Source organism: Micromonospora sp. MA102 (assembly GCF_025460765.1).
GTDB classification, from domain to species: domain Bacteria; phylum Actinomycetota; class Actinomycetes; order Mycobacteriales; family Micromonosporaceae; genus Micromonospora; species Micromonospora halotolerans.
On the sequence record NZ_JAMWEG010000006.1, the window covers coordinates 158,216 to 183,585 of the forward strand.

Below are 25,370 nucleotides of genomic sequence, written 5' to 3' on the forward strand. Positions count from 1 at the left end.
ACAAGCACAACCAGAGGAAAGGCACAGCATGACTGAGGTCCACGCGGTGGTGGACGGGCCGGTACCGGCCCAGACGGCTCCCGACCACGACCGGTCCGACGGCCACACCGGCGAGGCGCGCGTACGTGAGCTGCTCGGCCGGATGACGATCGAGGAAAAGGTCGCCCAGCTCGTCGGCTTCTGGGAGAAGGAGGACGGCGAGGCGGTCGCACCCATGCAGGGCGAGTTCGGCGACGACGTCAAGCTCGAGGACTTCGCCCGGCACGGCCTCGGCCATCTCACCCGCGCCTACGGCACCCGCCCGGTCGACGCCGCGGTCCGCGCGGCCTGGCTGTGGAAGTTCCAGCGGGAGCTGGTGACGGGCACCAGGCTGGGGATACCGGCGATCGTCCACGAGGAGTGCCTGACCGGGCTCTCGGCGTGGAAGGCGGCCACCTTTCCCACCCCGCTGAGCTGGGGCGCCGCCTTCGATCCCGAGCTCGTCACCGAGATGGCCGCGGCGATCGGGGCCTCGATGCGGGCGCTGGGCATCCACCAGGGTCTCGCCCCGGTGCTCGACGTGATCCGGGACCCGCGCTGGGGCCGGGTCGACGAGTGCATCGCCGAGGACCCGTACCTGGTCGGCACCATCGGCACGTCGTACGTGCGCGGCCTGCAGGCGCAGGGCGTGCACGCCACGCTGAAGCACTTCGCCGGCTATTCCGCCTCGCGCGCCGGGCGCAACTTCGCCCCGGTGCACGCCGGTCCCCGGGAGCTCGCCGACGTGCTGTTCCTCCCGTTCGAGATGGCGATTCTCGACGGGAACGCCCGCAGCGTCATGCACTCCTACACGGAGATCGACGGAGTTCCCGTCGCGGCCGATCCGGGGATGCTGACCGGCGTGCTGCGGGACGGGTGGGGCTTCGACGGCACGCTGGTGTCCGACTACTACGGCGTCGCCTTCCTGAACCTGCTGCACCACGTCGCGGCCGACCACGCGGAGGCGGCCGTGCAGGCGCTCACCGCGGGTGTCGACATCGAGCTCCCGACGGGCGACGCCTACCTGGCCCTGCCGGAGCGGGTGCGGGCAGGTGAACTCGACGAGGCGCTCATCGACCGGGCGGTGCTGCGGGTGCTGCGCGAGAAGCAGGAACTCGGGCTGCTCGACGCCACGTTCACGGACGAGCCGCCGCAGTCGGTCGACCTCGACTCACCGGAGCACCGGTCGATCGCCCGCCGCCTCGCCGAGGAGTCGGTTGTGCTGGTCGCCAACCAGGGCGTCCTTCCGCTGCCGGCGGGCCGGCGCGTGGCGGTCATCGGCCCGAACGCGGACCGGCAGGCCGCCCTCTTCGGCTGCTACTCCTTCCTCAACCACGTGCTCGTCCAGCACCCCGGCGTGGAGACCGGCATCGAGGTGTCGACCGTCCTCGACGCGGTGCGCGGCGAGTTCGGCGCCGACCTCGTCACCTGGGCGGGTGGCTGCGACGTGGACACCGACGACCGGTCCGGTTTCGCGGCGGCCGTCGCCACGGCAGCCGCCGCGGAGATCGCCGTGCTGGTCGTCGGTGATCACGCCGGCCTCTTCGGGCGCGGCACGGTCGGCGAAGGCTGCGACCGGGAGGACCTGGAGCTGCCCGGCGTCCAGCGCGAGCTGGTGGAGGCCGTGCTGGCCACCGGCACGCCGGTCGTGCTCGTGCTGCTCACCGGGCGCCCGTACGCGGTCGGTTGGGCGCTGTCGCGCTGCGCGGCGGTGGTGCAGGCGTTCTTCCCCGGTGAGGAGGGGGCCGGCGCGATCGCGGGTGTGCTCTCCGGGCGGGTCAACCCGTCGGGCCGGCTGCCGGTCAGCCTGCCCCGCTCGGCGGGGGCCCAGCCGTACTCGTACCTGCATCCCACGCTCGGCGAGGGCAGCGAGGGGACCAACCTGCCGGCGACGCCGGTGGCCGCGTTCGGCCACGGCCTGTCCTACACGACGTTCGCGCACACCGACCTCTGCGCCCCGGCGACGGCGCCGACCGACGGGGCGCTGCACGTGACGGTGCGCGTGACCAACACCGGCGCGGTGGCCGGCGACGACGTGGTGCAGCTCTACGGTCGCGACCTGGTGGCGTCGGTGACCCGGCCGGTGGCGCAGCTGCTCGGCTACCGGCGGGTCCACCTGGATCCGGGCCAGTCGGTCACCGTCGAGCTGACGGTCCCCACCACCCGCCTGGCCTTCTCCGACCGCACGCTCACCCGCGTCGTGGAGCCCGGCGAGGTCGATCTCTGGGTCGGCACGAGCGCTCGGCGGGACACGGAGGCGCTGACCACCCTGGTCGGTGACACCGTGCCGGTCACCGCCGACTCTCCGCGCTGGACGACGTCCGAGATCAGGTGAGGCCGGTCCGCCGGGCGTCCCCGTGACGCCCGGCGGACCAGCACCGATTCAGTGGAGGGGCCTTCCTCGGGCGTCGGGGACCCCGACTTGCGGAAGAAGTAGGCGTTGACCTGGTCCCGGTGGTCCTAGCGTGCCGGGAGATCGCGGCACTGTTCCGGAAATTCTCGGCGCGGCCCCGGCCGGCTGTTCCGCGCACCCCGACGAGCTGAGAGGCGGCCGTGTACACCGACCAGCCCGAGGCGGAGCTGCGCGCCCACCGCAGCGACCTGCGCGAGCCGCCGGACTTCGACGCATTCTGGGCCGACACCCTCGCCGAGGCCCGGTCCTGCGGCGAACCGGTCGAGGTGACCGCGGTGACCACTCCGCTGGTCGGCCTGGACGTCTTCGACGTCACCTTCCCGGGCTTCGCCGGGCAGCCGGTGAAGGCGTGGCTGCGGGTGCCCCGGGACGCGTCCGGACCGCTGCCGGCCGTCGTGCAGTACGTCGGCTACGGCGGCGGACGCGGCCACCCGCTGGAGAACCTGCTCTGGGCGGGCGCCGGGTTCGCCCACCTCCAGATGGACACCCGCGGCCAGGGCTCCGGCTGGAGCCGGGGCGACACCCCGGACATCGCCGGGGGCGGCCCGCAGGCCCCCGGGATGACCACTCGCGGCGTCGAGGACCCGCGCCGGTACTACTACCGCCGCTTCCTCACCGACGCGGTCCGGGCCGTCGACGCGGCGCGCCGCCTGCCGGCGGTCGACGCCGCCCGGGTCGCGGTGCTCGGTCACAGCCAGGGCGGCGGCGCCGCGCTCGCCGCCGCCGCCCTCGTGCCGGACCTACGCGCGGCGGTCGCGTACGTGCCGTTCCTCTGCGACATGCCGCGTGCCGTGACGATCACCGACGCCGCGCCCTACCGGGAGATCCGGGACTACCTGGCGGTTCATCGCGACCGGGAGGAGCAGGTGCTGCGCACCCTCGGCTACGTCGACGGGGTCGCGTTCGCCCGCCGGGCCACCGTGCCGGCCCGCTTCTCCGTGGCCCTGATGGACGAGATCGTGCCCCCGTCCACGGTCTTCGCCGCGGTCAACGCCTACCGGGGGCCGGCCGAACTGGCGGTGTGGCGGTACAACGGCCACGAGGCGGGCGGGATCGACGACGACGCGGCAGCCCTCGACTTCCTCCGTACCGCCCTCGACGGCTGACCTCCCGGAGAGATTCCGGAAGCACCGACCGGTCGGTGGCCGCCGTCACCGGGGTCCGGACCGTCACCCGCGGAGCGTCGCTCCCTGCTGACCTGGCTTGAGCAGCAGTGACGCCCCGTGCCGGGTTCCTCCGCCGGGGCCGATGGTCCGCAACTTTTCCGGAAGTTGTTGACAGTGCCCCGCCGTGCGGCCGATGCTTTCGCCGTCGAGACCCATTCATCACCGCCGATGCCGACCGTTCGTGACCCGCTCCTCCGGTGGCGGTCACGGGCCGCCGGCAGCTGCCGCCGGGTCGCGCCGCGCTGCTGGCCTCCGCCAGCCGTCGAGAGAGGAAGCACGCACATGACCGACGCCCCCGTCCCCGCGAGGACCACCAGACGTGGCCGCCTCCGAATGCTCATCGGCGGCGCCTGTGCCGCCGTCCTGGTCACCGCCGGCGCCACGGCCCTGCAGTCCAGCCCCGCGCACGCCGAGACCGTGACCTCGAACTCGACCGGGACGAACAACGGCTACTTCTATTCCTTCTGGAAGGACAGTGGCAACGTCTCCATGAACATGGGTAGCGGCGGCCAGTACAGCACCCAGTGGAGCAACGTCAACAACTTCGTCGCCGGCAAGGGCTGGAATCCCGGCGCACGCCGGACCGTGACCTACTCCGGCACGTTCAGCCCGTCCGGCAACGCCTACCTGACCCTCTACGGCTGGACGAGGAACCCGCTCGTCGAGTACTACATCGTCGACAGCTGGGGCACCTACCGGCCCCCGGGCGGCCAGGGCTTCATGGGCACGGTCACCAGCGACGGCGGCACGTACGACATCTACCGGACGCAGCGGGTCAACGCGCCCTCCATCGAGGGCACCCGGACCTTCTACCAGTACTGGAGCGTCCGGCAGTCGAAGCGGGTGGGCGGCACCATCACCGCCGGCAACCACTTCGACGCGTGGGCCCGGTACGGCATGAACCTGGGCAGCCACGACTACCAGATCCTGGCCACCGAGGGCTACCAGAGCAGCGGCAGCTCCAACATCACGGTGGGCGGCGCGGCCCCCGGCCCGACCACCCCGCCGCCCAGCGGCGGCGGCTGCTCGGTGAGCGTCAGCCGCGCCGACGAGTGGAGCGACCGGTTCAACGTCAACTTCTCGGTCAGCGGCAGCAGCAACTGGGTCGTCACCATCCGCACGAACGGCGGTCAGACCCTGCAGAACAGCTGGAACGCCTCGATCAGCGGCACCAGCGGTACCCTCACGGCCCGGCCGAACGGCAACGGCAACAACTTCGGCATCACGCTCTACAAGAACGGCAACAACACGACGCCCACCGCGAGCTGCGCGACCGGCTGACCTGAGGCGCGGGTGGGACGCCGCCGACGTGTCGGCGCCCCACCCGCCCGACCAGGGTCGGCCGGGCACGGCCGGTCGTTTGCCGGGAGGCGGGGCGGGTAGGCCGCGCCATGGCAGCCGCGCCGGTCACGCACCGCACCGTCGACGTGGACGGCATTCCGACGTTCTACCGGGAGGCCGGCGCGGCCGACGCCCCGATCGTGCTCCTGCCGCACGGCTACCCCTCGTCGTCCTTCCAGTTCCGCCACCTGCTGCCGGCCCTCGGCGACCGGTGGCGGCTGCTCGCCCCGGACCTGCCCGGATTCGGCTACACGCGGGCGGACGAGGAGCGGTTCGCCTACACCTTCGACGCGTACGCCGACTTCCTGCGCCGGTTCACCGAGGTCCTCGACATGCGGCGGTACGCCATCTACCTCCAGGACTACGGCTCGCAGTTCGGGCTGCGTCTGGCACTGGGCGCGCCGGAGCGGGTCGCCGCCCTGGTCATCCAGAACGGCGACATCTATCCCGACCAGCACGGACCGACGTACGCGCCACTCAAGAAGATGTGGGCCGAGCCGTACCCGCAGGCACTGGCGACGGTGGCCCCGAACGTCTCGGAACGGGGATTCCGCGACGAGTTCGTGGGCGATCTGCCGGAGGAGATCGCCCAGCGGGTCAGCCCGGACCTGTGGGTCCTGTCCTGGGCGCAGGTGGGCCGCCCGCCCGGCCCGCGCAACCTCGCCCGGCTGCTCGCCGACCAGCGCACCACCGTCGACTGGTTCCCGCGCCAGCAGGCGTACCTGCGCCGGCACCGGCCACCCACGCTCATCCTCTGGGGGCCGCACGACGGCTACATGCCCGCGGACGCGGCGCGGGCGTACCTGCGGGACCTCCCCGACGCGGAGCTGCACCTGCTCGACGGGGGCCACTGGCTGCTGGAGACCCATCTCGACGAGGTGGTGGCGCTGATGCGCGACTTCCTGGGGCGCGTGCACCGCTAGCGCCCGGCCGCCTCCGGTGGCCGGGCCGGCCCGGGGGATAGGGTGCGGCGGTGGAGGATCTCAGGCACCTGTTCCGGCTGGCCGCCGACCACGCGGCGGATTACCGGCGGTCGTTGCCCGATCGGCCGGTCGGCGTGCCGGTCGACCAGGCTGCGGTGACCGACGCGTTCTCGGGCCCGTTGCCCTCCGGCCCCCGCCCGCCCGAGCAGGTGCTGGCGGAGTTGGTCGCCGCGGCCGAGCCCGGCCTGGTCGCCAGCGTCGGCCCGCGGTACTTCGGGTTCGTGGTGGGCGGCGCGTTGCCGGCGGCGACCGCGGCCGACATCCTCGCGGCCGGTTGGGACCAGCTCGCGTTCAACGCGGTCACCTCGCCGGCCGCCATCGCCGCCGAGGCCGCCGCCGGCGGCTGGCTGAAGGAGCTGCTGGGGATTCCGGCGGCGGCATCGGTGGGCTTCGTCACCGGCGCTCAGGCGGCGAACACCGCCGGGCTCGCCGCCGCCCGGCACCAGGTGCTGGCCGACGCGGGTTGGGACGTGGAGCGGCGAGGGCTGCTCGGGGCGCCGCCGATCCGGGTGATCGTGGGGGAGGAGCGGCACGGCACGATCGACCGGTCGCTGCGTCTGCTCGGCCTCGGTACGGACGTGCTGGAGCCGGTGCCCGCCGGGCCCAACGGCGCCATCGACCTCGAAGCGCTGCGGGCCGTGCTGCGCGCCGGCGCCCCGGGGCCTACCGTCGTGTGCCTGCAGGCCGGCAACGTGAACACCGGCGCCTGCGACGAGCTGCGCGAGGCGTGCGAGCTGGTCCACCGGCACGGTGGGTGGGCGCATGTGGACGGGGCGTTCGGACTGTGGGCCGCGGCGAGCCCGACCACACGGCACCTGGTGGACGGGATGGAACTGGCCGACTCGTGGGCCTGCGACGGCCACAAGTGGCTGAATCTTCCGTACGACTCGGCCTTCGCGTTCTGCGCCCGTCCCGACACGCACGCGGCGGCGATGTCGTACGCCGCCGCGTACCTGGTCGGTTCCGGCGGCTCGCCGGCGGGCGCGGACCTCACCGCCGAGTCCTCGCGCCGGGCGCGCGGGTTCGCCGTCTGGGCCGGTCTGCGGGAGCTGGGCCGCGATGGCGTCGCCGCGGTGGTGGATCGCTGCTGCGCGCTGGCCCGCCGGTTCGCCGAGGGCCTGACCGCGGCCGGGTTCGAGGTGGCGAACGAGGTGGTCCTCAACCAGGTGCTGGTCGGCTTCGGCGACGACGCGCGCACCGACCGGGTGGTGGCCGCGGTGCAGGCGGACGGCACCTGCTGGGCGGGCGGGACGACGTGGCGCGGGCGACGCCTGATGCGCCTGTCGGTCTCGAACGCCGCCACGACCGAGGCGGACGTGGACCGCTCGATCGCCGCGATCACCCGCCTCGCCGCCTGACACCGATGCCGCGGGGCCGGCCACCCCTCCGGTGGCCGGTCCAGCCGGTCAGCCTGCGCGACGCAACCGTCCGAGCATGCCGGCGAGGTCCTGAACGAACAGTTCGTGGCGGAAGTAGTGGCCCCCGGGAACCTCCCGCCACTCGTGCGGGATGCCGGCCTGGCCGAGCGCCGCCCGGAACTCGCGCTGGCCGGCCAGGACCTGGGTCTCGTTGACCGTGTCGAACCAGTTGACCGGATCGGGTGAGGTGCCGGCCGCCAGGAAGATCCGCTTGTTGTGGTAGCTGCCGATGCGCTGGACCGGGTTGTCGGCGCTGACCCGTGCCTCGTCCCACAGCGGCGCGCCGTCGGTGAGATTGATGATGTCGTCCTGGAGGTGGAAGGTCCGGAAGTCGGCGTTTCCGCCGTGCAGCAGGTACAGCACCGGATAGCGCCGGCCGCTGGTGTGGTAGCCGTCGGGCAGCAGGACGTTGACTGCCGGGTCCCACTGGATCGCGTCGGTGGCGAAGCGGTAGTACTGGAGGCGGCCGCCGTTCTCGTTGCGGTCCACGATGCGCAGGCCGTACCCGTCACCGGCGGCGCTGGCCATGGACGGCGCGGAGAAGGCGCCGCCGTACCTCGCGACCACCGGATACCAGGCGGTGACCCGGCTGCGGTCGGCTGCCGTCAGCCCTTCGGCGTCGGCGAGCTCGCGCAGCACGGCCGCGCCGCCGCGGATGTTCGCCGGGGTGACGGTCTTCAGCCGCGCGACCGGCTCGCCGGTCAACCTGGCCGCCCGTTCGAGGCTCTGCTGGGTGGGATTGCTCACCAGGTGCATCACGCCGTAGCCGTTGGCCTGGCTGGGCTTGCCGTCGTGGCCGTCCAGCCGGGACTCGCCGTAGCCGACAGCGACCAGCACGTCCCTGGGTACGTCGAACTCGGTCGCCGCCCCCAGGAAGGCCGAGTCCAGGGCGTTGGGCGCGCCACGGCGTCGTCGCGCCGGCCCAGACGCCACCCCCGCGTCACCGTGTTTTCCAGCCGGTGCATGCTGGGCGCGCCTGGTGAACGGATTTCGATCCCCTGTGGAGCGAGGACGGACGGCATGACGGCACCACGCCTGCACTCCCGCTACCCCTCGGTCGCGCCCCGACTGCCGTTCCTGCCGCTGGGCACGGGCCCGACCCCGGTCCGCCGGATCGACCCGCACGAGCTGTGGATCAAGGACGACAGCCGGTACGGCGACCGGTACGGCGGCAACAAGGTCCGCAAACTCGAGTGGAGCCTGGCGGACCTGCTCCGGCGACGGTGCGGTGTCGTGGTGACCGGGGGTGGCACCGGAAGTCACCACGCGGTGGCGGTGGCCCGCTACGCCGCGGACACCGGCATCCGGGCCCACGTCGTAGCCGTCGAGCAGCCGTCCGACGAGCACGTCGAGGAGCAGATCGCCGCAGTCCGGGCGGCCGGCGCGACGATGCACCGGGTGGACACCGTGGCCGGGGCGTACGCGACGGCGGGCCGGCTGCTGGTCGGCGCGGCGCTGCGCGGGCGGCGTCCCGGCCTGCTGCCGGTCGGCGGGTCGAACGCGCCCGGCTGCCTGGGCTTCGTCGAGGCGGCCCTCGAACTCGCCGAGCAGGTCGCGGCCGGCGAGCTGCCCCGGCCCCGGCGGATCGTCGTCCCGGTCGGCTCGGGTGGCACGGCCGCCGGACTGGTCCTCGGGCTGGCCCTCGCCGGGCTCGACAGCGAGGTGGTCGGAATCCTCGTCAACGACCGGACCCGGGTAGGTCCGGCCCAGGTCCGCCGCCTGGCCATGCGGACCGCGCGACTGCTGCGCCGCCACGGCGCGCCGGTGCCCGACACGGTGCCCCTCGCGCCGTTCGACCTGCGCCGCGAGTGGCTCGGGCCCGGGTACGGGAAGCCGTCCGGGCCGAGTGTCGCGGCCGCGGGGTGGCTCCGGGATCAGGCGGGGCCGGTGGCCGCTGATCCGAGGGTCAGCCGCAGCGGACGGCCGGTCGGCACCAGCGGGTCAGCTCATGTCGACGGCGTACGCCTCCTCGCGCACGTCGGCGTCCGGGTGCCGGCGCAGCTCGATCAGCAGATCCCGCCACGGCGACTTCCACCCGAAGCCGGCACCGTGCCGGACGAGCGCCACCGCGATGAGCCCGCCGGCGAGGTCGCCGCGCCCCGCCAGTCGCGCGACGGTGCCGGTGAGGATCGCCGGGTCGGGCCACTCGCGGAGGCCGCGCAGCCGGGTGCCCGCGCGTTCGGCGAGGCGGATCGCGAGGACGGGCCGATCCGCACACAGCCCGGCGATCTCATCCAGGTTGTCCAGCCGGCCGAGGTCGACCAGCAGCGCCGTGGCCGTGCCGGTGAAGGCGGGGTGCCCGGCGAGCCACCGCGCGGCGTCGACCAGGGCGGTGCGGTCGGCGTTCGCCGGCCGGCTGCCGGACCGGAGGGCCGCGCCGTCGGCGAGGAGTTCGATGCGCCGTCGGGCGGGGCGGTCCGCGGCCGGGCCGCCCGGATCGTCGTCGCCGGCATCGCGGTCGACGAGTCGGGCCAGCGCGGCGCGGAGGGCCTCGTCGCCGCCGGCACTCAGCAGGTTGGCGACCTCGATGTGCGCGATGGACTCGCTGAGGTCGGTGAGCCGGTCGACGACCAGTCCGGTGATCCCGGCCAGCCACGGCGACCATTCACCGAGCTGGGCGAACGCGGCACGTCGGACCTCCCGGTCGGGAGCGCGGCAGGCCTCGACGACGAGCGCGCCGTAGCGGGGGCGGTGGCGTTCGGGGATCGTGTACGGGTGGGCGTTCAGGACGGCGCGGCGTTCCTCCCGGCTGCCGTCGACGGCGGTCCGCAGGATCGTCCAGCTCGCCTCGGTCTGCAGGCGCTGCCGGGCGGCGGAGACGATCGCCGCTCGCACGTCGCGGTGCGCGTCCGGGTCGGTGTACACGTCGAGCAGCGTGGCCATCGCCTGCGGCGGACCGAGGCGGGCCAGCAGCCGGGCGGCCTCCTTCCGGCTCGTGATCTTCGCGGGGCCGGTCACCACCTCGCCGAGCGCCTGGGCCAGCCGGGACGGCGGGATGTGCCGGGCGGCCCGGCCGGCCGCGTACATCGCGACCCGCGCCCGGTCGCCGTCGGCGTACCGGAGCAGCACCGGCAGTGCCTCGTCGGGCCGGTCCGTCCAGACCAGTGCGCCCAGCGCCGCCTCGGCGATCGCCACCTCGGGGGCGTCGAGGTGGCGGGCCACCAGTTCGCGGCCGGCGGTGCCGACGCCGGCGGCGGCGCGGATCGCCGCCGCGCGCCGCCACACCCCCTGCTGGGCGTCGGCGCTGACCGACTGCTGCAGCTCCACGAAGCGGGCCTGCTGGCGAGGCAGCCAGCGTTCGGTGTGCCACGCCCAGGCGGGCACCCATCGCGTGCCCGCCTCCACGAACCGGCCGCGCGGGCGGCGGTCCAGCACCCGGTCGAGCAGGTCGGTGCGGGAGGAGCAGAGGGTCGCCCACACCGGGTGGATCGTCACCGTGCTCGGATCGGTGTCGAGCACGTCGGCCACCCGCGCCGAGCGCGTACGCGGGTCGTCGAGCCACAGCCGGATCGCCGACCGGGCCACCGAGGGCAGCGTGTGCCGGCCGGCCGCCCGGCGCAGCAGCTCCTGCAGCTCGGGCAGCCGCCAGGCCCGCCTGCCGAGCGCGTGGGTGAGCGCGAAGAGCGGGCCGTACCGGCCACGGGCGACGCCGGCCTCGACCCAGCCGCGCAGCCGCGCGAAGACCATCGCCTCCTGCCCGGCGCGCAGCACCGTGTCGAAGCGGCGCAGCACCGGCGTGTGCGCGCCGGTGCTGACCAGGTCGATCGTGAGCAGCGCCCACTCGCGGAGCTGCGCCACGGCGACGTGGTGCTGCAGCACCTCGGCGGCGAGGGAGCTCAGCGCGGTCGTGGTGGCGGCGGAGGCGTCACGGGCGTCGACCGCGTCGGTGGTCAGCTGCGTGAGCCCGTCCGCCGTGTCCTCGGTGAGCAGCGGCGCCACCTTCGCCAATGCGGCGAGCGCGGCCGCCCGCACCGGATCCTGTTCGTTGCGCAGCCGCCCGAGCCGGACGATCACCTCGGCCACCGCCTGCGGGTCGCGGGACCGACGGGCGGCCGCCACCAGCAGCGCGTAACCCTGCGCCCGCTCGTCGGCGTCGCCCGAGCGCAACGCCACGTCCAGCGCCGCGGACGCGTCCGGCCAGGCCAGGTACGCGCTCCAGCAGCGCACGTCGGCTTCCCGCTCGCGGATCCTCGCCAGGCCCAGCACCCGGGTCGCCTCGCGGACCCGCACCGCCGCCGGCAACACCTCCATCACGTCGGCTGCCGGAACCTGCGCCGCCGTGTCGACCTCGGCCAGGGCGCGGTCGTACAGCTCCCCGCGCCGGTGCGGCGCCACGGCGTCGAGCAGTGCCGCGAGCGCTCGGCTGTGGTCCCGGAACCGGCCGGCGACCGGCGCCAGCTCGTCGTCGGTCAGCGCCGCGAGGCGGCGCAGCAGGGCCGGCGGCAGCACGGTCCGGGTCAACCAGGCCGCGCGGCCCGGCGTGGTGAGCAGGCGGGCGACCCGACCCGCGTCGTGGGACGCGAGCCTCCCGTACGCCGCCAGCGAACCGGGCAGCGACTCGTCGGGCGCGTACCGTTCGAGCAGGTCCAGTGCCTGCGCCGGGTCGCATCGCAGCACGGCGCCGGCGGCGGCGCCCCAGACCCTGCCACGCAGCTCGGGCGGAGCGGCGGCCAGCCGCTCACGGACCCGGTCCAGCAACGGGCCGGGGTGCCGCCGGACCAGCCGCTCGAGGTTGAGCGCGTGCTCCAGCTCGGGCAGCAACGCGCGTACCGTCTCCGCGCCGCAGGCCGGCAGCAGCGCGGCGGCCTCCTCGTCACCGAACTGCGCGCGTACCTCGCTCATCAGCGCGTCGGCGACGGCCGGCGCAGGTCGACGGCGCAGGGCCCGGTAGACACGCCGCCGCTCCGCCGCGGGCCGCTCGCTGAGAGGCCCGGCCGGGAGGCCCGCCCGCAGCGCCGCGGTGAGCGCGGCGACCCTGATCGACGGCTGCGGGTCCCGCGTCGCGGCGGCGATGCCGTCGGCGTCCTGGGCCACCATCGCGGCGACCAGGGCCAGCCGCCGCTCGTAGGGGCCCTGTTCTCGCAGGTCGGCGCAGACCCGGGCGCGGTCGGGGAAGGTGCGCGCCCAGCCGGCGAGGCGGCTCATCCGCTCCCGGTACGGCAGCGGATCGAGCGACGTCAGCAGGGTGCGGGTGGCGGCGAGCACGGCGTACATTGTGCCCGCGGGCCCGCCGGAGCGAGATCCCTTATTCCCGCGCCCGGCGGATCCGGTCGGCTCACGCCGCGTCGCCGCGCCGGGCGTCCTTGACGAACACGATCCCGTCGGTGCTGGCCACGTGGGCCGGATCGAGCGGGGCGTAGCCGAACCAGGGGGACACCCGGGCGGCGGGCGCCACGTCGGCGAGGACGGCGGCCAGCCGGCGGGCGTCGACGATCGCGCCGGCGCTCCACCACTCCACCGGCCGGCCGCCCGTCCGCATGAAGCTCCTGTTCCGCTGGAGGTGACCGTTGTGGGCGTTCACCAGCGTCGGCCCGCGTTCGGCGAGGGCGAGCAGGTTGGCGGCCATCATCGAGTCCCGCACGCCGAGCAGCCGCGCCAGACGGTTCGGTGACGGGTCGGCCATCGCGACGTGGTAGCGCAGCAGCCCGGTGGCGGTACGCCTGTACAGGCGTGCCCGGTCCCAGTCCTCCCGCGAGGACGCCGCGACCAGGTGTGGTGTCTGCACGGGTGACGCCACCCGGCCGGCGCCGCGGCTCACCCGGTCGATCTACTTGCGCGGTCTGTTCCGGCAAGCCACCCGGAGCCGAGGTCCGGTGGGCCTACGGTGGAGACCGTTGCGCGGCGGGCTCCGGGCCGGGCCGCACACGACCTCGTGGGGACAGCCGGAAGGCATCGATGGCCGAGACAACCGCGCCGAGCCGCGTACGGAACGCCAGGGCGTGCCCCGGCGGCCACCGCTGAAATGGACTGGGCCGGATGGGCAGTGTTCGGGTTGGTGGCCACCGCGGCACTCACCGCGGCGATGATCACGGCGCAGATGGCCGGGTTCACCCGCCTGGACCTTCCCCTGGTGCTGGGTGCCGTCGTCACCGACGACCCCGACCGGGCCCGGATCGTCGGCTTCTTCATCCACCTGCTCGCCGGTCAGGGCTTCGCCCTGGGGTACGCGGCCGCGTTCGCCGTGTTGCACCGCGCCACCTGGTGGATCGGTGCGCTGTTCGGCGGGCTCCACGTCGCCATCGCGTTGACGGTGATCCTCCCGCTCCTGCCGGGTGTCCATCCCAGGATGGCCTCGCAGCGGGCCGGCCCGTCCAGCACGGCCGTGCTGGAGCCGCCCGGCCTGTTCGCCCTCAACTACGGCGTGCAGACGCCCGCCGTCGCGGCCGTCGTCCACGTCATCTACGGGAGCGTCCTCGGACTGCTCCTCCGGGCCGGTTGAGCCGCACCGGCCCTCGGCGTGCGGCGCGACCCGTGGGCTCCCGGCGGCCGGCGGGCCGGCCGTGACCGGGCCCCGTCCTGCGGCGCCGATCAGCGACTACGGGCTGCTGGGCGACACCCGCACCGCCGCCCTCGTGAGCGGCGACGGCGCGATCGACTGGCTCTGCGTACCCAGGTTCGACGGTGAGCCCCTGTTCGGACGCCTCGTGGGCGGCCCGGAGGCGGGGACGTTCCGGGTCGGCCCGGCCGCGCCCGCCCCGGTCGTCGAGCGGCACTACCGGCCGCACAGCGCGACGATCCGGACGACGTGGGCGGTGGGCGACCGCCGGCTCACCCTCACCGAGTCCATGGTCGCCGAGGTGACCGGACGGCTGCTGCCCGCCACGCTGCTCGTGCGGCGGCTCTCGGCCGAGGGGGGAGCGGTCGACGCCGTCGTCGACTTCGACCCGCGTCTCGGCATACGGCACCGGCGGCCCCGCGTCCGCCGCCGCGGCGGAGTGCTGGTGTGTGAGTGGGGGGCGCTGGCGGTGTCCCTGAGCTGCGCGCCCGACATCGCGGTCGAACCGGGCCGGCCCACCTCCGTCGCGGTGGCGCCCGGCCGTCCGGTCACCCTCGTCCTGGCGGTGGCCAACCGCGAGCCGCTGGTCGACGTCGAGCCCGAGGCGGCCTGGGACGCCGTCCTCGGCGACGAGGCCCGCTGGCGGGCCTGGACGGCCGAAATCGAGGGCTCGCTGCCGTTCCGCGAGGACGTCGTACGCAGCCTGCTGACCCTGCGGTTGTTGACCTACTCCCCGTCACAGGCCCCGGTCGCGGCGCCGACGACGTCGCTGCCCGAGGATCCCGGCGGGGGCCGGAACTGGGACTACCGCTACGTCTGGCCGCGGGACGCCAGCATCGGCGTGAACGCGTTCCTCGGCGTCGGCAAGCTCGACGAGGCGCACGGTTTCCTCGCGTGGCTGCTGCACGCCAGCCGGCTGGACCGGCCGCGCCTGCCGGCGCTGTTCACGCTGACCGGCCGCCGCGTGCCACCGGAACGGGAGCTGGCCGGCTGGCCGGGCTATCTGGACAGCGTGCCGGTGCGGTTCGGCAATGCGGCCGCCGACCAGCACCAGCTCGACGGCTACGGCTGGGTGGTCGACGCCGCCTGGGTGTTCGTCCAGGCTGGACACCGCCTCTTTTCCGAGACGTGGCGGGCCGTGCGCGGCTTTGCGGACGTTGTCGCCGGCCGGTGGGGGGAGCCCGACGCCGGCATCTGGGAGGTCCGCGAGGCCGGTCAGCATGTGCACTCCAAGCTCATGGGCTGGCTCGCCCTCGACCGGGCCCTGCGCATCGCCGAAACGCACCCGCTTTCCGCCCGGCAACGTCGACGCTGGCAGCAGGCCCGGGACGCCATCGCCGACGATGTGCGGGCGCGCGGCTTCGACCCGGCGCAGGCGAGCTACGTCCGCAGCTACGGCGCCGAGGACCTGGACTCCTCGCTGCTCGTCCTTCCACTGCTCGGCATCGACGGCATCGAGTCCGCCCGCGTGCGCGGCACCATCGACGCCATCCGCGAACGGCTCTCCGCCGGCGGGCCGTTGCTCTACCGCTACCCGCCCGGACGCGACGGTCTCCCGGGGGCCGAGGGCGCCTTCCTGCCCTGCTCGTTCTGGCTCGTCCAGGCCCTCGCCAGCACCGGGCGACGCCACGAGGCCGAGGAGCTGTTCCGGGCGCTGCGCGACCACGCCAGCCCGCTGGGCCTCTACGCCGAGGAACTCGATCCCGCGACCGGCGCCCACCTCGGGAACTATCCGCAGACGCTGACCCACGCCGCGCTCGTCCAGGCGGCACTCGCGATCCGGGACAGCCCCGGTTGAGGTGGCGGCGCGGCCGTCGCCCCTACCGGCGTCCGCGTCCGAGGACCCGCCGGGCGGCCAGGTAGGCGACCCCTCCGGCCAACAACCAGGGCGCGGCCACGACGACCGGGTCGAGCGGGTGGTGCACGCGGTCGACGCGCCGGCCCCGCAGTCGCGAGGCGAGCCCGTGGTGCGTGAACTCGCTGAGCACGCCGGTCTCGGCGACCGGGTCGGCGGGGTGGCGGCTCAGGAACGACCCGAGGATGCTCTCCACCGCGTCCACTCGGTCCGCCGCCGACCGGCGGGACCAGCGGCGCGCGCAGGGACGCCCTCACGCGCGCAGGCCCTGCCCGGTGGCGATCATGGCGGCGAGCACAGGCGAATGATCACCCTCCCCGGTGCTGGAGTGGCGGTCCCGAAGGCGGGCCGTCCCACCTCGCGAGGGGATCAGGTCGGGCCCCGGTGGGAACCTCGGCCGTCGCCGCTGGAGGTTCACGGCGGTCGGTCTCCGGGCTCGCGCCCGCCGCCTCCCCGGCGGGTCAGCGGTCGCCGCAGGTGTGGTGGGCCTCCCGGGCCCCGCCGTCCCCGGGCGCCGTGGCCCGTGGGGCCCGGGCTCGGCCGCTCCGTCCTGCGGGCCCGACAGGTGGTGCCCGATCCGGACGCGCCGAGGCCCGCCCGGCGAGGGCGCGGACGGCCGGCGGCGGTGGTGGGGACCGTCCGGACCGGGGCCGCCACCGGCGGGTCGGCCGGCACCGTCCGCGTCGCCACGTCGTGCACGTGGCGCGCGTGCCGCAGCGGGGACAGCAGCAGCGGGAGGGGCGCGAGGGTGAGGCCGGCGCCGATGACCAGCAGGGTCGAGCGGACGCCGATGACCTCGCCGAGCGCGCCGCCGAGGAGGCCGCCCAGCGGCAGCGCGCCCATGACCAGGAACCGCATGGTGGCGTTGACCCGGCACTGGAGTCGCGCGGGCACGGTGGCCTGCCGGTAGGTGGTCTGCGCGATGCCGTAGACGACCTGGCCGATGCCGCTGCCGAGGAGGCCGACGACGAAGAAGGCCAGGCCCCAGCCGCGGCCGGTCAGGGGGACCAGCAGGTTGAACGGGCTGCTCACCACGGGGGCCAGCCAGATGGCGCGGGCCAGGCCGATGCGACGGGCGAGCCGGCCCGCCGTGACGGCGCCCAGCAGTGCCGCGGCGGGGGCGGCGGACAGCAGCACGCCGACGGCGCCGGGGGAGACACCCACGGTGTCGACCAGGAACAGGATGATCAGGGCGGTGGCGGCGGTGAAGAGCAGGTTGACCAGGGCGCTCGTGGCCGCGATGGCGCGCAGCACGGGATCACCGAGGACGAAGGCCAGGCCCTCCCGGGCCTCGTGCGTCGTGCCCACCGGGGCGGGCCGCCGGGGCACCGGCTCCGGGGCCCGGATCCGGGCCAGGCACACGGCACTGACCAGGAAGCTCACGGCGTCGACCAGCAGGGTGTTCGTCGCGCCGACCAGCTGGGTGAGCCAGCCGCCGAGGCTGGGGCCGGCGACCTGCCCGGAGGAGCGGACGGTCTCCAGCGTGCAGTTGCCCCGCAGCAGGTCCGCCCGGTGGAGCAGCTTCGGCAGGTACGACTGGTGGCCGATGTCGAACAGCACCCGCATGACGGCCAGGACCGCGGCCGCGGCGATCAGCAGCGGCAGGGTGAGCCGGCCCAGCGCGGCCGTCACGGTGACCGCCACGAGCGCCGCACACCGGACCAGATCGGTCATGATCAGCACCGGCCGGAGCCGGCGTCGGTCCAACCAGACGCCGGCCGGCACCCCGAGCAGCAGGAACGCGCCGTTCTGCACGGCCACCAGGACGCCCAACTGCACGGGTGTGGCGTGCAGGACCAGCACGGCGATCAGCGGGAACGCGATCGCCGTGACGTCGGTGCCCAGTTGGGTGGCCGTCTGGCCGGCGACGAGCAGCCGGAAGTCGGCGGACCGCCCGGGCGGGCCCGGAGGTCGAACTGTCATCTGTGCCCTCGCACGTGCGGTGACCCCCGGCGCGTCCGTGGGCGGCGATCCGGGCGTCGACCGGCCGGCGGGGCGGGGACGGCGCGTGCGGGTCGCCGTGGCGGGACGGCGGGGTGGAGGCGGACCGTCGGCGGACACCGCCGCGGGGGAGCCGGCCACCGGCCCGCCGGTCGGCGGCGGGCGGGAGCGTGCGAAGAGCGGCTCGGGGCGTTGGGGGAGACCCGCGGCCCTCGGTCAGAGGTTAGCCCAGCGGCCTCGGGGTGCGCGCCCGATCGTGCACGGTGCCCGCACCTGACGCGGGGCCCCGCGCGCCTGCGGGGCCCCACGCGGCCTCAGCGGCCCTGGAGTGCCTTGACGTTGTCGCCGAAGGTCCAGCCCTTCGACCCGTCCCAGTTGACCGACCAGGTCATGAGCCCCTTGAGGCCGCCCCGGTAGGTGTTCCACGCCTGCGCCACCAGCGCCGGGCTCAGGTAGCCGCCGCCGGCCCCGGTCTGGGCGGGCAGGCCGGGGACCTGCTTGTCGTACGGGACGCGGATGGTGGTGCCCTGCACGACCAGGCCGGTGTTGAGGCAGTCGGTCTGGACGACGAAGCCCTGCACGGTCCCGGCCGGGTACGAGTCGCCGGCACAGCCGTACATCGAGCCGTTGTAGTACTGCATGTTCAACCACCAGAGCCGGCCGTTGTCCGCGTACCGCTTGACGATGGGCAGGTAGGCGCCCCAGATCGAGCCGTAGGTGACGCTGCCGCCGGTGACGTACGCGGTCTCCGGGGCCATGGTGAGCCCGAAACCGGCGGGCATCTGGGCCAGCACCCCGTCGATGATCCGCACGAGGTTGGCCTGCGAGGTGGAGAGCTGGTTGATGTTGCCGCTGCCGGTCAGCCCGGTCTCGATGTCGATGTCGATGCCGTCGAAGTTGTACCGCTTGAGGATCGGCACCACGGTGGCGACGAACCGGTCGGCCACGGCGCTGGAGCCGAGGTCGATGCCGGCGGTGGCGCCGCCGATCGACAGCAGGACGGTGAGCCCGGCGGCCTTGGCCTGGCACACCTCGGCGGCGGTGGGCACCTTCACGCCGGCGTCCATGCCGTTCTCCCAGAGCACGGTGCCGTCCGCGCGGATCACCGGGAACGCGGCAGTGATCACGTTGTAGCCGTGGGCGGTGATCCGGGAGTCGGTGACGGGGATCCAGCCCATGCCGGGGTGCACGCCGTTGGCCGCGCCGTCCCAGTTCTCCCAGTAGCCCTGGAGCACCTTGCCGCTGGGCCGGGACTTCAGCGCGCAGGTGGTGCCGCCGGGCGGCGGCGTGGTCGGGGTGGTCGTGGGCGTCGCGGTGGGGGACGGGGACGACGTGGGCGTGGGGGTGGGGGAGGGCGGCTTCGTGGTGGGGCTGGGGGTCGGGGTGCCGCCGCCGCAGGCGCCGAGGTCGGACCAGAGGGCCGGGGTGGCCGGCGGGGTCCAGCCGGCGCCGGCCGGCGGGGTGTGGGTGACCAGCGCCTGGTAGAGCCGGCCGGCGTAGGTGGCCCGGGTGCCGGCGGTCCAGGTGACCCCCTCGGCCCAGGCCGGGACGCCGGTGCAGGCCACCAGCGCGGTCTCGCCGGCGGTCGCGGCGATCCCGGTGGCGGCCGGCAGGGTGGCGGTGGCGGCGAGCAGGGCGGCGCCGCCGAGCAGTGCGGTCAGCCCGCGTCGAAGTCGCATGACATACCTCCTCATCGATGCGCCGGAGGTTATCAATTAACTTTGTTAAATGTAAATGCCCGGCCGGCTCAGGAAGCCACCGCCGGGCACCCGTGCTGCCGGCGGACGAACTCGGCCGTGGCGACGCCGACGGGCGGGCGGCCCGCCTCCTTCACTGCTTGGTTCATCGCATTAACCTTGGGTGACGTATCCGGGGTGAGCCGCCGCGGGTGGTGACAGGGAAGGTAGGCGGACATGGACGCCAGACGCACCACCGTGCGCGACATGAGACGTGCCAACCGGTCGGTCCTGCTCACCCGGATCTGGCTGGACGGCCCGCTGAGCCGGCACGAGCTGGGGCAGTCCACCGCGCTCAGCCTGGCCAGCGTGAGCAACCTGGTCGGCGAGATGATCACCGAGGGTCTGGTCGAGGAGGCCGGCTCGGTCGAGTCCGACGGCGGCCGTCCCCGGGTGCTGCTCCGCGTCGCGCCCGCCTACGGCTACCTGGTCGGCGCCGACGTCGGCGAGACGCGCGTGCAGGTCGAACTGTTCGACCTGGCGATGACCGCCCTGGCGAAGGCGGAGTACCCGATCGCCGGCGCCGAGCCCGACCCCCGGCAGGTCACCGACCACCTGCTGCACGGCCTCGCCGCGGTGGTCGAGCAGGCCGGCGTCGACCCGAAGGCGGTGCTCGGCTTCGGCGTCGCCGTCTCCGGCACCGTCGAGCGCGCCGCCGACGCCGTCGTGCACGCGCAGACCCTCGGCTGGGACGGCGTCCCGCTCGGCGCCATGCTCCGCGCCGGCACGGACATCCCCGTGCACATCGACAACGGCGCGAAGACCCTCGGTCAGGCCGAGATGTGGTTCGGCGCCGGCCGCGGCGTCCGGCACGCGGTCGTCGCCCTGGTCGGCTCCGGCGTCGGGGCCTGCGTGGTCGCCGACGGCGTGGGCTACCGCGGCGCGCACAGCAGCGCCGGCGAGTGGGGGCACACCACCATCGTGTACGGGGGCCGCCGCTGCCGCTGCGGCAACCTCGGCTGCCTGGAGGCGTACGTCGGGGCGGAAGGGGTGCTCGACCGGTTCCGGCAGGCCAACCGGGGCCGCCCGGCGGCCGGTGGCGACGAGGAGAGCGCCTTCGGCGAGCTGTTGCGCGCCGGCAGCCGCACCGCCGCCAAGGTGCTCGACGAGACGGTCGGCTACCTCGGCGCCGGGGTGGCGAACCTGGTGAACCTGTTCAACCCCGAGCGGGTGGTGCTGGGCGGCTGGGCCGGCCTGGCCCTGGGTGAGCGCTACCTGCCGCAGATCCGCGATGCCACCGCACGGCACGCGCTGCGCCAGCCGTACGCCCAGACCTCGATCGAGCTGTGCCGGCTCGGACCTGACGCGGTCGCGATGGGCGCGGCCACCCTGCCGATGGCCCGGCTGCTGCGCGACGGCGGCGTGCCGCGCGAACCGGCCGCCCGGCTGGTGCCGGCGCAAGCGCGGCCGGCGCGGCGGCCCCGCTCGCGCACCCGCTGAGCCACCGGGCCGGCGGCGGAGGCGCCGCCGGCCCGGCCCCGGCTCAGGACGGGAGCGTCCACTTCTGGTTGGCCGCGCCCGTGCAGCTCCAGATCTGCGTCTTCGTGCCGTCGGCGGAGGTGTTACCGGTGACGTCCAGGCACTTGTTCGCCTGCGGGTTCACCAGGTCCCGCCCGGCCGTCCAGGTCCACCGCTGGGCGGCGCTGCCGTTGCAGGTCCACAACTGCACCTTCGTGCCGTCGGCGGTGCCGCCGCCGGCCACGTCGAGGCACTTGCCCAGCGCCCGGATGGTGCCGTCGGCGGCCCGGGTCCACTGCTGGTTGGCGCCGCCGGTGCAGCTCCAGATCTGCGCCGGCGTGCCGTCGGCGCTGCTGTTGTCGGTGGCGTCGAGGCACTTGCCGCCGATGCCGGTGATCGGGCCGGTCGAGGTGCCACCTCCGCCGCCGCCGGACTGGGTGCCGGCCCAGGTGAACGTGGCGGTGGTGCGGGCCGGCAGGGTGTAGGTGAAGGACTGCCCGCCCCAGACCACCTTGACCGACTGGGCGGAGCCGCCGCCGTTGTGCGCGAGCAGCGCCTTGGTCCCGTCCGGGTTCCGGTACGCGACGTTCTGCACGGTGCCGTTGGCGGTGGAGTCGATGCGGACGGCGCCGGGCCGGACGAACTTCGTGAGGTGCCCGGTGGTGTAGTACTCGATCGTGTTGTCGACCTGGCCGGCGCGGGCGCCGCCCTCCTGCACGGTGATGAGGCCGGTGCAGGTGCCGCAGCCGCCGTTGTGCGGGCCCATGAACTGGTTGACGGCGAGGCTCCACTTCACCACGCTCCGGCTCCAGTTCCGGGCGTAGTTCACGATGTCGGCCATGTCCTCGTTGTGCTGGTTGCCGATCCAGGTGCCGCCGGAGTGCTCGGTGCTGAACTGCGGCACGGCCGGGTACTGGCCGTGCACCTGCGTGCCGACCGCCGGGTCACCCCAGTAGCCGTGCCAGGCGATGCCGCCGAAGAGCGGGTCGGTGCGCACCGAGCTGTCGGCGAGCAGCCCGGAGCCGATGGTGCCGTAGTCGCCGTAGTTCCAGTCGTGCACCAGCACCTTCGTGGTGATGCCGGCGGCACGGAACGCCGGGTAGACGAAGTTCTTGGTCAGTTCCCCGAGGCCGGAGGAGTTCCAGCTCATCCCCGGGTAGTCCATGGCCGTGGGGTTGCCGGACTGGCAGCAGTTCGGCTCGTTCTGCACCGAGAGGTAGTCGACCTTCACGCCCCGGGCCGCGTACGCCTGGATGGTCTTCACGAAGTACTGGGCGTAGGTGGCGTAGTACTCCCACTTGAGCCAGCCCATCTGGTCCATCCGGCCGTTGTCCTTCATCCAGCCGGGCGCGCTCCACGGCACGACCATGACCCGCAGCGCCGGGTTGAGCTGCCGGGCCTGCGCGGTGAGCAGTTCGACGTCGGTGTCATACCCGTTCGCGCCGAAGTCGTTCAGGTCGCAGCAGGTGTCGTCGAGCGAGACGTTGCCGGGCCGGGACAGGTCGGAGGCGCCGACCGGGTTGCGCACGAAGGACAGGCCGATGCCGTCGGTGGGGCTGAACAGCCGGCGCATCACCTCGTCCCGCGTGGCGGCGCTGACCGGACCGCCGCGCAGCAGGTACGCGGTGGTGTCGGTGATGGACGCCCCGGCGCCGTCGAACGGCTGGTAGCGGGTGTTCTCGTCGACGGTGATCGTGTGCGTGGCGGCCGGGCTGGTGGCGGCGAAGGCCAGGGGGCTCTGCTGTTGCAGGCCCCGGGTGACCGTCCGCCCGCCGGAGTCGGAGGTGGTGGTCAGCCAGAGATTGACGGTCTCGCCGGCGGCCTGCGCGGCCGGCGGCGGGGCCAGGGCGAGGGCGCCGGCGGTGAGGCAGAGCGCCAGGACGGCGCGGCCGGCGAGCCGGGGAACGGTGGTGGGGGACACGGATGCTCCTTCCGGATAAATCGACATCCGCGAATGAGAAAACCCCTCGCAACTGCTTATGTCAAGACATGAAAAAAGCGCCCGGGCGGGTGCCCGGGCACGGCGGAGCGGCCGCCCGGGAGGGATCCCGCGCGGCCGCCCCGAGCGGACGGTTCAGTGCTCCCCGCGCACCCGCCGGATGGTGTCGCGGTACCAGTGCGCGCTGCGCTTCGGCGTGCGCCGCTGGGTGTCGTAGTCCACCCGCACGATGCCGAACCGCTTGTCGTAGCCGTACGCCCACTCGAAGTTGTCCAGCAGCGACCAGGCGAAGTAGCCGCGCACGTCCGCGCCGGCCTGCCGGGCCCGGGCCACCGCACGCAGGTGCTCGGTCAGGTACGCCACCCGGTCGTCGTCGGCCACGAACCCGTCGGCGTCCGGCTTGTCGTCGAAGGCCGCCCCGTTCTCGGTGATCACCATGGGCACGCCCGGGTAGTCCCGGTGCAGCCGGACCAGCAGCTCGGTGAACGAGTCCGGCACGATCTCCCAGTCCATCGCGGTGCGCGGCAGGTCCCGGCGGATCACCCGGCGCACCGGCCGGCCGTCGTCGTCCCGGTCGCGGCCCTGCTCGTCCACCCCGGAGTGCACCTGCCCGAAGTAGAAGTTCACCCCGAGCACGTCGATCGGCGACGAGATGACCTCCAGGTCGCCCTCCTGCACCGGGATGCGCACGCCCTCGGCGGCCAGGTCGGCCACCACGTCCTCCGGGTAGGCGCCGCGGAGCACCGGGTCGAGGTAGAGCCGGTTGCCCAGCCCGTCGGCGGCCCGCGCCGCGTCCCGGTCGGCCCCGCTGTCGGAGGCCGGGTCGGCGGTGGACAGGTTGACGGTCAGGCCCAGCTCGATCGGGTTCGCCGCCGCGGCGCGCAGCCGCTGCACCGCCAGCCCGTGCCCGAGCAGCAGGTGGTGGGCGGCGGCGATCCCGTCGCCCAGGTTCCGCCGGCCCGGGGCGTGGTTGCCGTACGCGTACCCGAGCATGGCCGAGCACCACGGCTCGTTGAGCGTGGTCCACGTCTTCACCCGGTCGCCGAGCGCGGCGAAGACCAGCTCCGCGTAGTCGGCGAACCGGTGGGCGGTGTCCCGGTTCGGCCAGCCGCCCGCGTCCTCCAGCTCCTGCGGCAGGTCCCAGTGGTAGAGCGTCACCCACGGGTCGACCCCGCGGCCCAGCAGCTCGTCCACGAGGCGGTCGTAGAAGGCCAGCCCGGCCGGGTTCGCCGGCCCGCGCCCGCCCGGCTGCACCCGCGGCCACGCCACCGAGAACCGGTAGGTGTCCAGGCCCAGGTCGGCGATGAGCGCGACGTCCTGCGGCATCCGGTGGTAGTGGTCGCAGGCCACGTCGCCGTGGTCGCCGTTGGCCACCGCCCCCGGCACGCGGCAGAAGGTGTCCCAGATCGACGGTGTCCGGCCGTCCTCGGCCACCGCTCCCTCGATCTGGTACGACGAGGTCGCCACGCCCCACCGGAAGGTCGGCGGCAGGGTGTCGATCGGGTCGGCCTGCCCCGTGGTGGCAGCCGGGCGGGTGAGGTCGGTGTCCATGGTTCTCCTCGCGGTAGCGGGTCGTTCGGTCGGACGGGGAGCGGAGGTCAGCGGGGGGCCGCGGCGGCGACCGGGTGCAGCCAGCAGGCGACGTCCCGGCCCGGTTCGGCGGCACCCAGTGCCGGCACCTTCTTGTCGCACGGGTCGAAGGCTTTCGGACAGCGCGGGTGGAACGCGCAGCCCTCCGGCATGGCCCGCAGGTCCGGCGGGGAGCCGGGGATGCCGGTCAGCTCCCGGCGCGGTCCGCGCAGCGCCGGGAAGGAGTGCAGCAACCCCTCGGTGTACGGGTGCAGCGCCTGCCGGTACAGCTGCGCGGCGGGCGCCTCCTCGACGATCCGGCCGCCGTACATGATGGCGATCCGGTCGGAGAACTCGACAAGCAGCGACAGGTCGTGGGTGATGAACAGCACCGCGAAGTCGAGGCGCTCCCGCAGCTCGGCGAGCTGGCCGAGGATCTGCCGCTGCATCACCACGTCGAGCGCGGTGGTCGGCTCGTCCATGATGACCACCTGCGGCTCCAGCGCCAGCGCCATGGCGATCATCACGCGCTGCCGCATGCCGCCGGACAGCTGGTGCGGGTAGCTGTCCAGCCGGTCGGCGGCGATGCCGACCAGGCGCAGCAGGTCCCGGGCCCGGGCCAGCCGGCCCGCCGCCGTGCTGGTCGGCTCGTGCGCCTTGATCACGTCGAGGAGCTGGGTGGAGACCTTGTGCACCGGGTTCAGCGAGTTCATGGCGCCCTGGAAGACGATCGAGGTCTCCGCCCAGCGGAACCCGCGCAGCTGCGCCGGGCTGAGGGTCAGCACGTCGACCGGCGGGCCGTCGGCCGGGTGGTAGATCACCTGGCCGCCGCTGACCACGCCGGGCGGCGGCAGCAGCCGGGTCAGCCCGTACGCCAGTGTGGACTTGCCGCTGCCGCTCTCGCCGGCCAGCCCCAGCACCTCGCCGCGGTGCAGCGTCAGGTCCACGTCGCGTACGGCGTGCACCGCCGCGTCACCGAGCCCGTAGTCGACCCGCAGTCCGCGGATCTCCAGCACCGGATCACTCACTTGAGCCTC

At 74.4% G+C, this 25,370-nt stretch carries 17 protein-coding genes and 1 pseudogene; 9 read left to right on the plus strand and 9 right to left on the minus strand.

Translation table 11 applies throughout. The features are described 5' to 3' along the window. Positions 1-28 precede the first annotated feature (28 nt). The 5 genes from NFX44_RS14555 (at position 29) to NFX44_RS14575 (ending at position 7,279) form a co-directional block, all read left to right on the plus strand. The gene (locus tag NFX44_RS14555) at positions 29-2,353 is read left to right on the plus strand and encodes a glycoside hydrolase family 3 N-terminal domain-containing protein (protein WP_262284073.1); all 2,325 of its coding nucleotides are present in this window, start codon (positions 29-31) and stop codon (positions 2,351-2,353) included. A 218-nt stretch (positions 2,354-2,571) separates the two neighbouring features. Beyond that, complete coding sequence (locus NFX44_RS14560) at positions 2,572-3,537, plus strand: acetylxylan esterase (RefSeq protein ID WP_262284074.1); 966 nt, start codon at positions 2,572-2,574, stop codon at positions 3,535-3,537. 342 nt (positions 3,538-3,879) lie between these two features. Then, positions 3,880-4,878: a glycoside hydrolase family 11 protein gene (locus NFX44_RS14565; RefSeq protein ID WP_262284075.1), complete on the plus strand. Its 999-nt coding sequence runs from the start codon at positions 3,880-3,882 to the stop codon at positions 4,876-4,878. 110 nt (positions 4,879-4,988) lie between these two features. Further along, positions 4,989-5,861: an alpha/beta fold hydrolase gene (locus NFX44_RS14570; RefSeq protein WP_262284076.1), complete on the plus strand. Its 873-nt coding sequence runs from the start codon at positions 4,989-4,991 to the stop codon at positions 5,859-5,861. 50 nt (positions 5,862-5,911) lie between these two features. Then, entirely contained in the window at positions 5,912-7,279 is a 1,368-nt protein-coding gene (locus tag NFX44_RS14575) for a pyridoxal-dependent decarboxylase (RefSeq protein ID WP_262284077.1), read from the plus strand. Positions 7,280-7,327: 48 nt separating this feature from the next. On the opposite strand, the gene NFX44_RS14580 is transcribed toward NFX44_RS14575, so the two are convergent. Further along, the gene (locus NFX44_RS14580) at positions 7,328-7,906 is read right to left on the minus strand and encodes an esterase family protein (protein ID WP_262284287.1); all 579 of its coding nucleotides are present in this window, start codon (positions 7,904-7,906) and stop codon (positions 7,328-7,330) included. Positions 7,907-8,359: 453 nt separating this feature from the next. Between NFX44_RS14580 and NFX44_RS33340 the strand changes: the two are divergent. Next, positions 8,360-9,019: pseudogene (locus NFX44_RS33340) on the plus strand (pyridoxal-phosphate dependent enzyme); the annotation flags it as partial. 261 nt (positions 9,020-9,280) lie between these two features. Here NFX44_RS33340 and NFX44_RS14585 read toward each other — a convergent pair. Beyond that, a complete protein-coding gene (locus NFX44_RS14585; RefSeq protein ID WP_262284078.1) occupies positions 9,281-12,553 on the minus strand; it encodes a hypothetical protein in 3,273 nt (1,090 codons plus the stop codon). Positions 12,554-12,614: 61 nt separating this feature from the next. Next, positions 12,615-13,064: an erythromycin esterase family protein gene (locus NFX44_RS14590; protein ID WP_262284079.1), complete on the minus strand. Its 450-nt coding sequence runs from the start codon at positions 13,062-13,064 to the stop codon at positions 12,615-12,617. Between the two features lie 258 nt (positions 13,065-13,322). Between NFX44_RS14590 and NFX44_RS14595 the strand changes: the two genes are divergently transcribed. Next, positions 13,323-13,778: a hypothetical protein gene (locus NFX44_RS14595; protein WP_262284080.1), complete on the plus strand. Its 456-nt coding sequence runs from the start codon at positions 13,323-13,325 to the stop codon at positions 13,776-13,778. Between the two features lie 61 nt (positions 13,779-13,839). Then, complete coding sequence (locus NFX44_RS14600) at positions 13,840-15,633, plus strand: glycoside hydrolase family 15 protein (RefSeq protein ID WP_262284081.1); 1,794 nt, start codon at positions 13,840-13,842, stop codon at positions 15,631-15,633. A 22-nt stretch (positions 15,634-15,655) separates the two neighbouring features. Here the strand turns inward: NFX44_RS14600 and NFX44_RS14605 are convergent, their stop codons facing one another. From NFX44_RS14605 to NFX44_RS14615, 3 genes are all read right to left on the minus strand, one after another. Further along, positions 15,656-15,895, minus strand: coding sequence for a hypothetical protein (locus tag NFX44_RS14605; RefSeq protein ID WP_262284082.1), 240 nt, complete (start codon positions 15,893-15,895; stop codon positions 15,656-15,658). 209 nt (positions 15,896-16,104) lie between these two features. Then, positions 16,105-17,613 (minus strand): MFS transporter, encoded by a 1,509-nt coding sequence (locus NFX44_RS14610; RefSeq protein WP_262284083.1) that lies wholly within the window; start codon positions 17,611-17,613, stop codon positions 16,105-16,107. A gap of 332 nt (positions 17,614-17,945) precedes the next feature. Continuing rightward, positions 17,946-19,310 (minus strand): glycosyl hydrolase family 18 protein, encoded by a 1,365-nt coding sequence (locus NFX44_RS14615; RefSeq protein WP_262284084.1) that lies wholly within the window; start codon positions 19,308-19,310, stop codon positions 17,946-17,948. Between the two features lie 264 nt (positions 19,311-19,574). Here NFX44_RS14615 and NFX44_RS14620 point away from each other — a divergent pair, with 264 nt between their 5' ends. Continuing rightward, a complete protein-coding gene (locus NFX44_RS14620) occupies positions 19,575-20,807 on the plus strand; it encodes an ROK family transcriptional regulator (protein ID WP_262284085.1) in 1,233 nt (410 codons plus the stop codon). A gap of 43 nt (positions 20,808-20,850) precedes the next feature. On the opposite strand, the gene NFX44_RS14625 is transcribed toward NFX44_RS14620, so the two are convergent. The 3 genes from NFX44_RS14625 to NFX44_RS14635 all read right to left on the minus strand — a co-directional run bounded on the left by NFX44_RS14625 (position 20,851) and on the right by NFX44_RS14635 (position 25,361). Beyond that, positions 20,851-22,746, minus strand: a complete 1,896-nt coding sequence (locus NFX44_RS14625; RefSeq protein WP_315974594.1) for a ricin-type beta-trefoil lectin domain protein — start codon at positions 22,744-22,746, stop codon at positions 20,851-20,853. Between the two features lie 153 nt (positions 22,747-22,899). Continuing rightward, on the minus strand, positions 22,900-24,315 hold the full coding sequence (locus NFX44_RS14630) for a GH1 family beta-glucosidase (RefSeq protein WP_262284086.1): 1,416 nt from the start codon (positions 24,313-24,315) through the stop codon (positions 22,900-22,902). A gap of 47 nt (positions 24,316-24,362) precedes the next feature. Next, complete coding sequence (locus tag NFX44_RS14635; RefSeq protein WP_262284087.1) at positions 24,363-25,361, minus strand: ABC transporter ATP-binding protein; 999 nt, start codon at positions 25,359-25,361, stop codon at positions 24,363-24,365. Between the last annotated feature and the right edge of the window lie 9 nt (positions 25,362-25,370).

What these genes read in the sequence shown, in the direction of transcription:
- NFX44_RS14555 (WP_262284073.1), top strand. Translation starts at nt 29, where the DNA reads ATGACTGAGGTCCACGCGGTGGTGGACGGGCCGGTACCGGCCCAGACG.
- NFX44_RS14565 (WP_262284075.1), top strand. Translation starts at nt 3,880, where the DNA reads ATGACCGACGCCCCCGTCCCCGCGAGGACCACCAGACGTGGCCGCCTC.
- NFX44_RS14570 (WP_262284076.1), top strand. Translation starts at nt 4,989, where the DNA reads ATGGCAGCCGCGCCGGTCACGCACCGCACCGTCGACGTGGACGGCATT.
- NFX44_RS14585 (WP_262284078.1), bottom strand. Translation starts at nt 12,553, where the DNA reads ATGTACGCCGTGCTCGCCGCCACCCGCACCCTGCTGACGTCGCTCGAT.
- NFX44_RS14610 (WP_262284083.1), bottom strand. Translation starts at nt 17,613, where the DNA reads ATGACAGTTCGACCTCCGGGCCCGCCCGGGCGGTCCGCCGACTTCCGG.
- NFX44_RS14615 (WP_262284084.1), bottom strand. Translation starts at nt 19,310, where the DNA reads ATGCGACTTCGACGCGGGCTGACCGCACTGCTCGGCGGCGCCGCCCTG.
- NFX44_RS14620 (WP_262284085.1), top strand. Translation starts at nt 19,575, where the DNA reads ATGAGACGTGCCAACCGGTCGGTCCTGCTCACCCGGATCTGGCTGGAC.
- NFX44_RS14630 (WP_262284086.1), bottom strand. Translation starts at nt 24,315, where the DNA reads ATGGACACCGACCTCACCCGCCCGGCTGCCACCACGGGGCAGGCCGAC.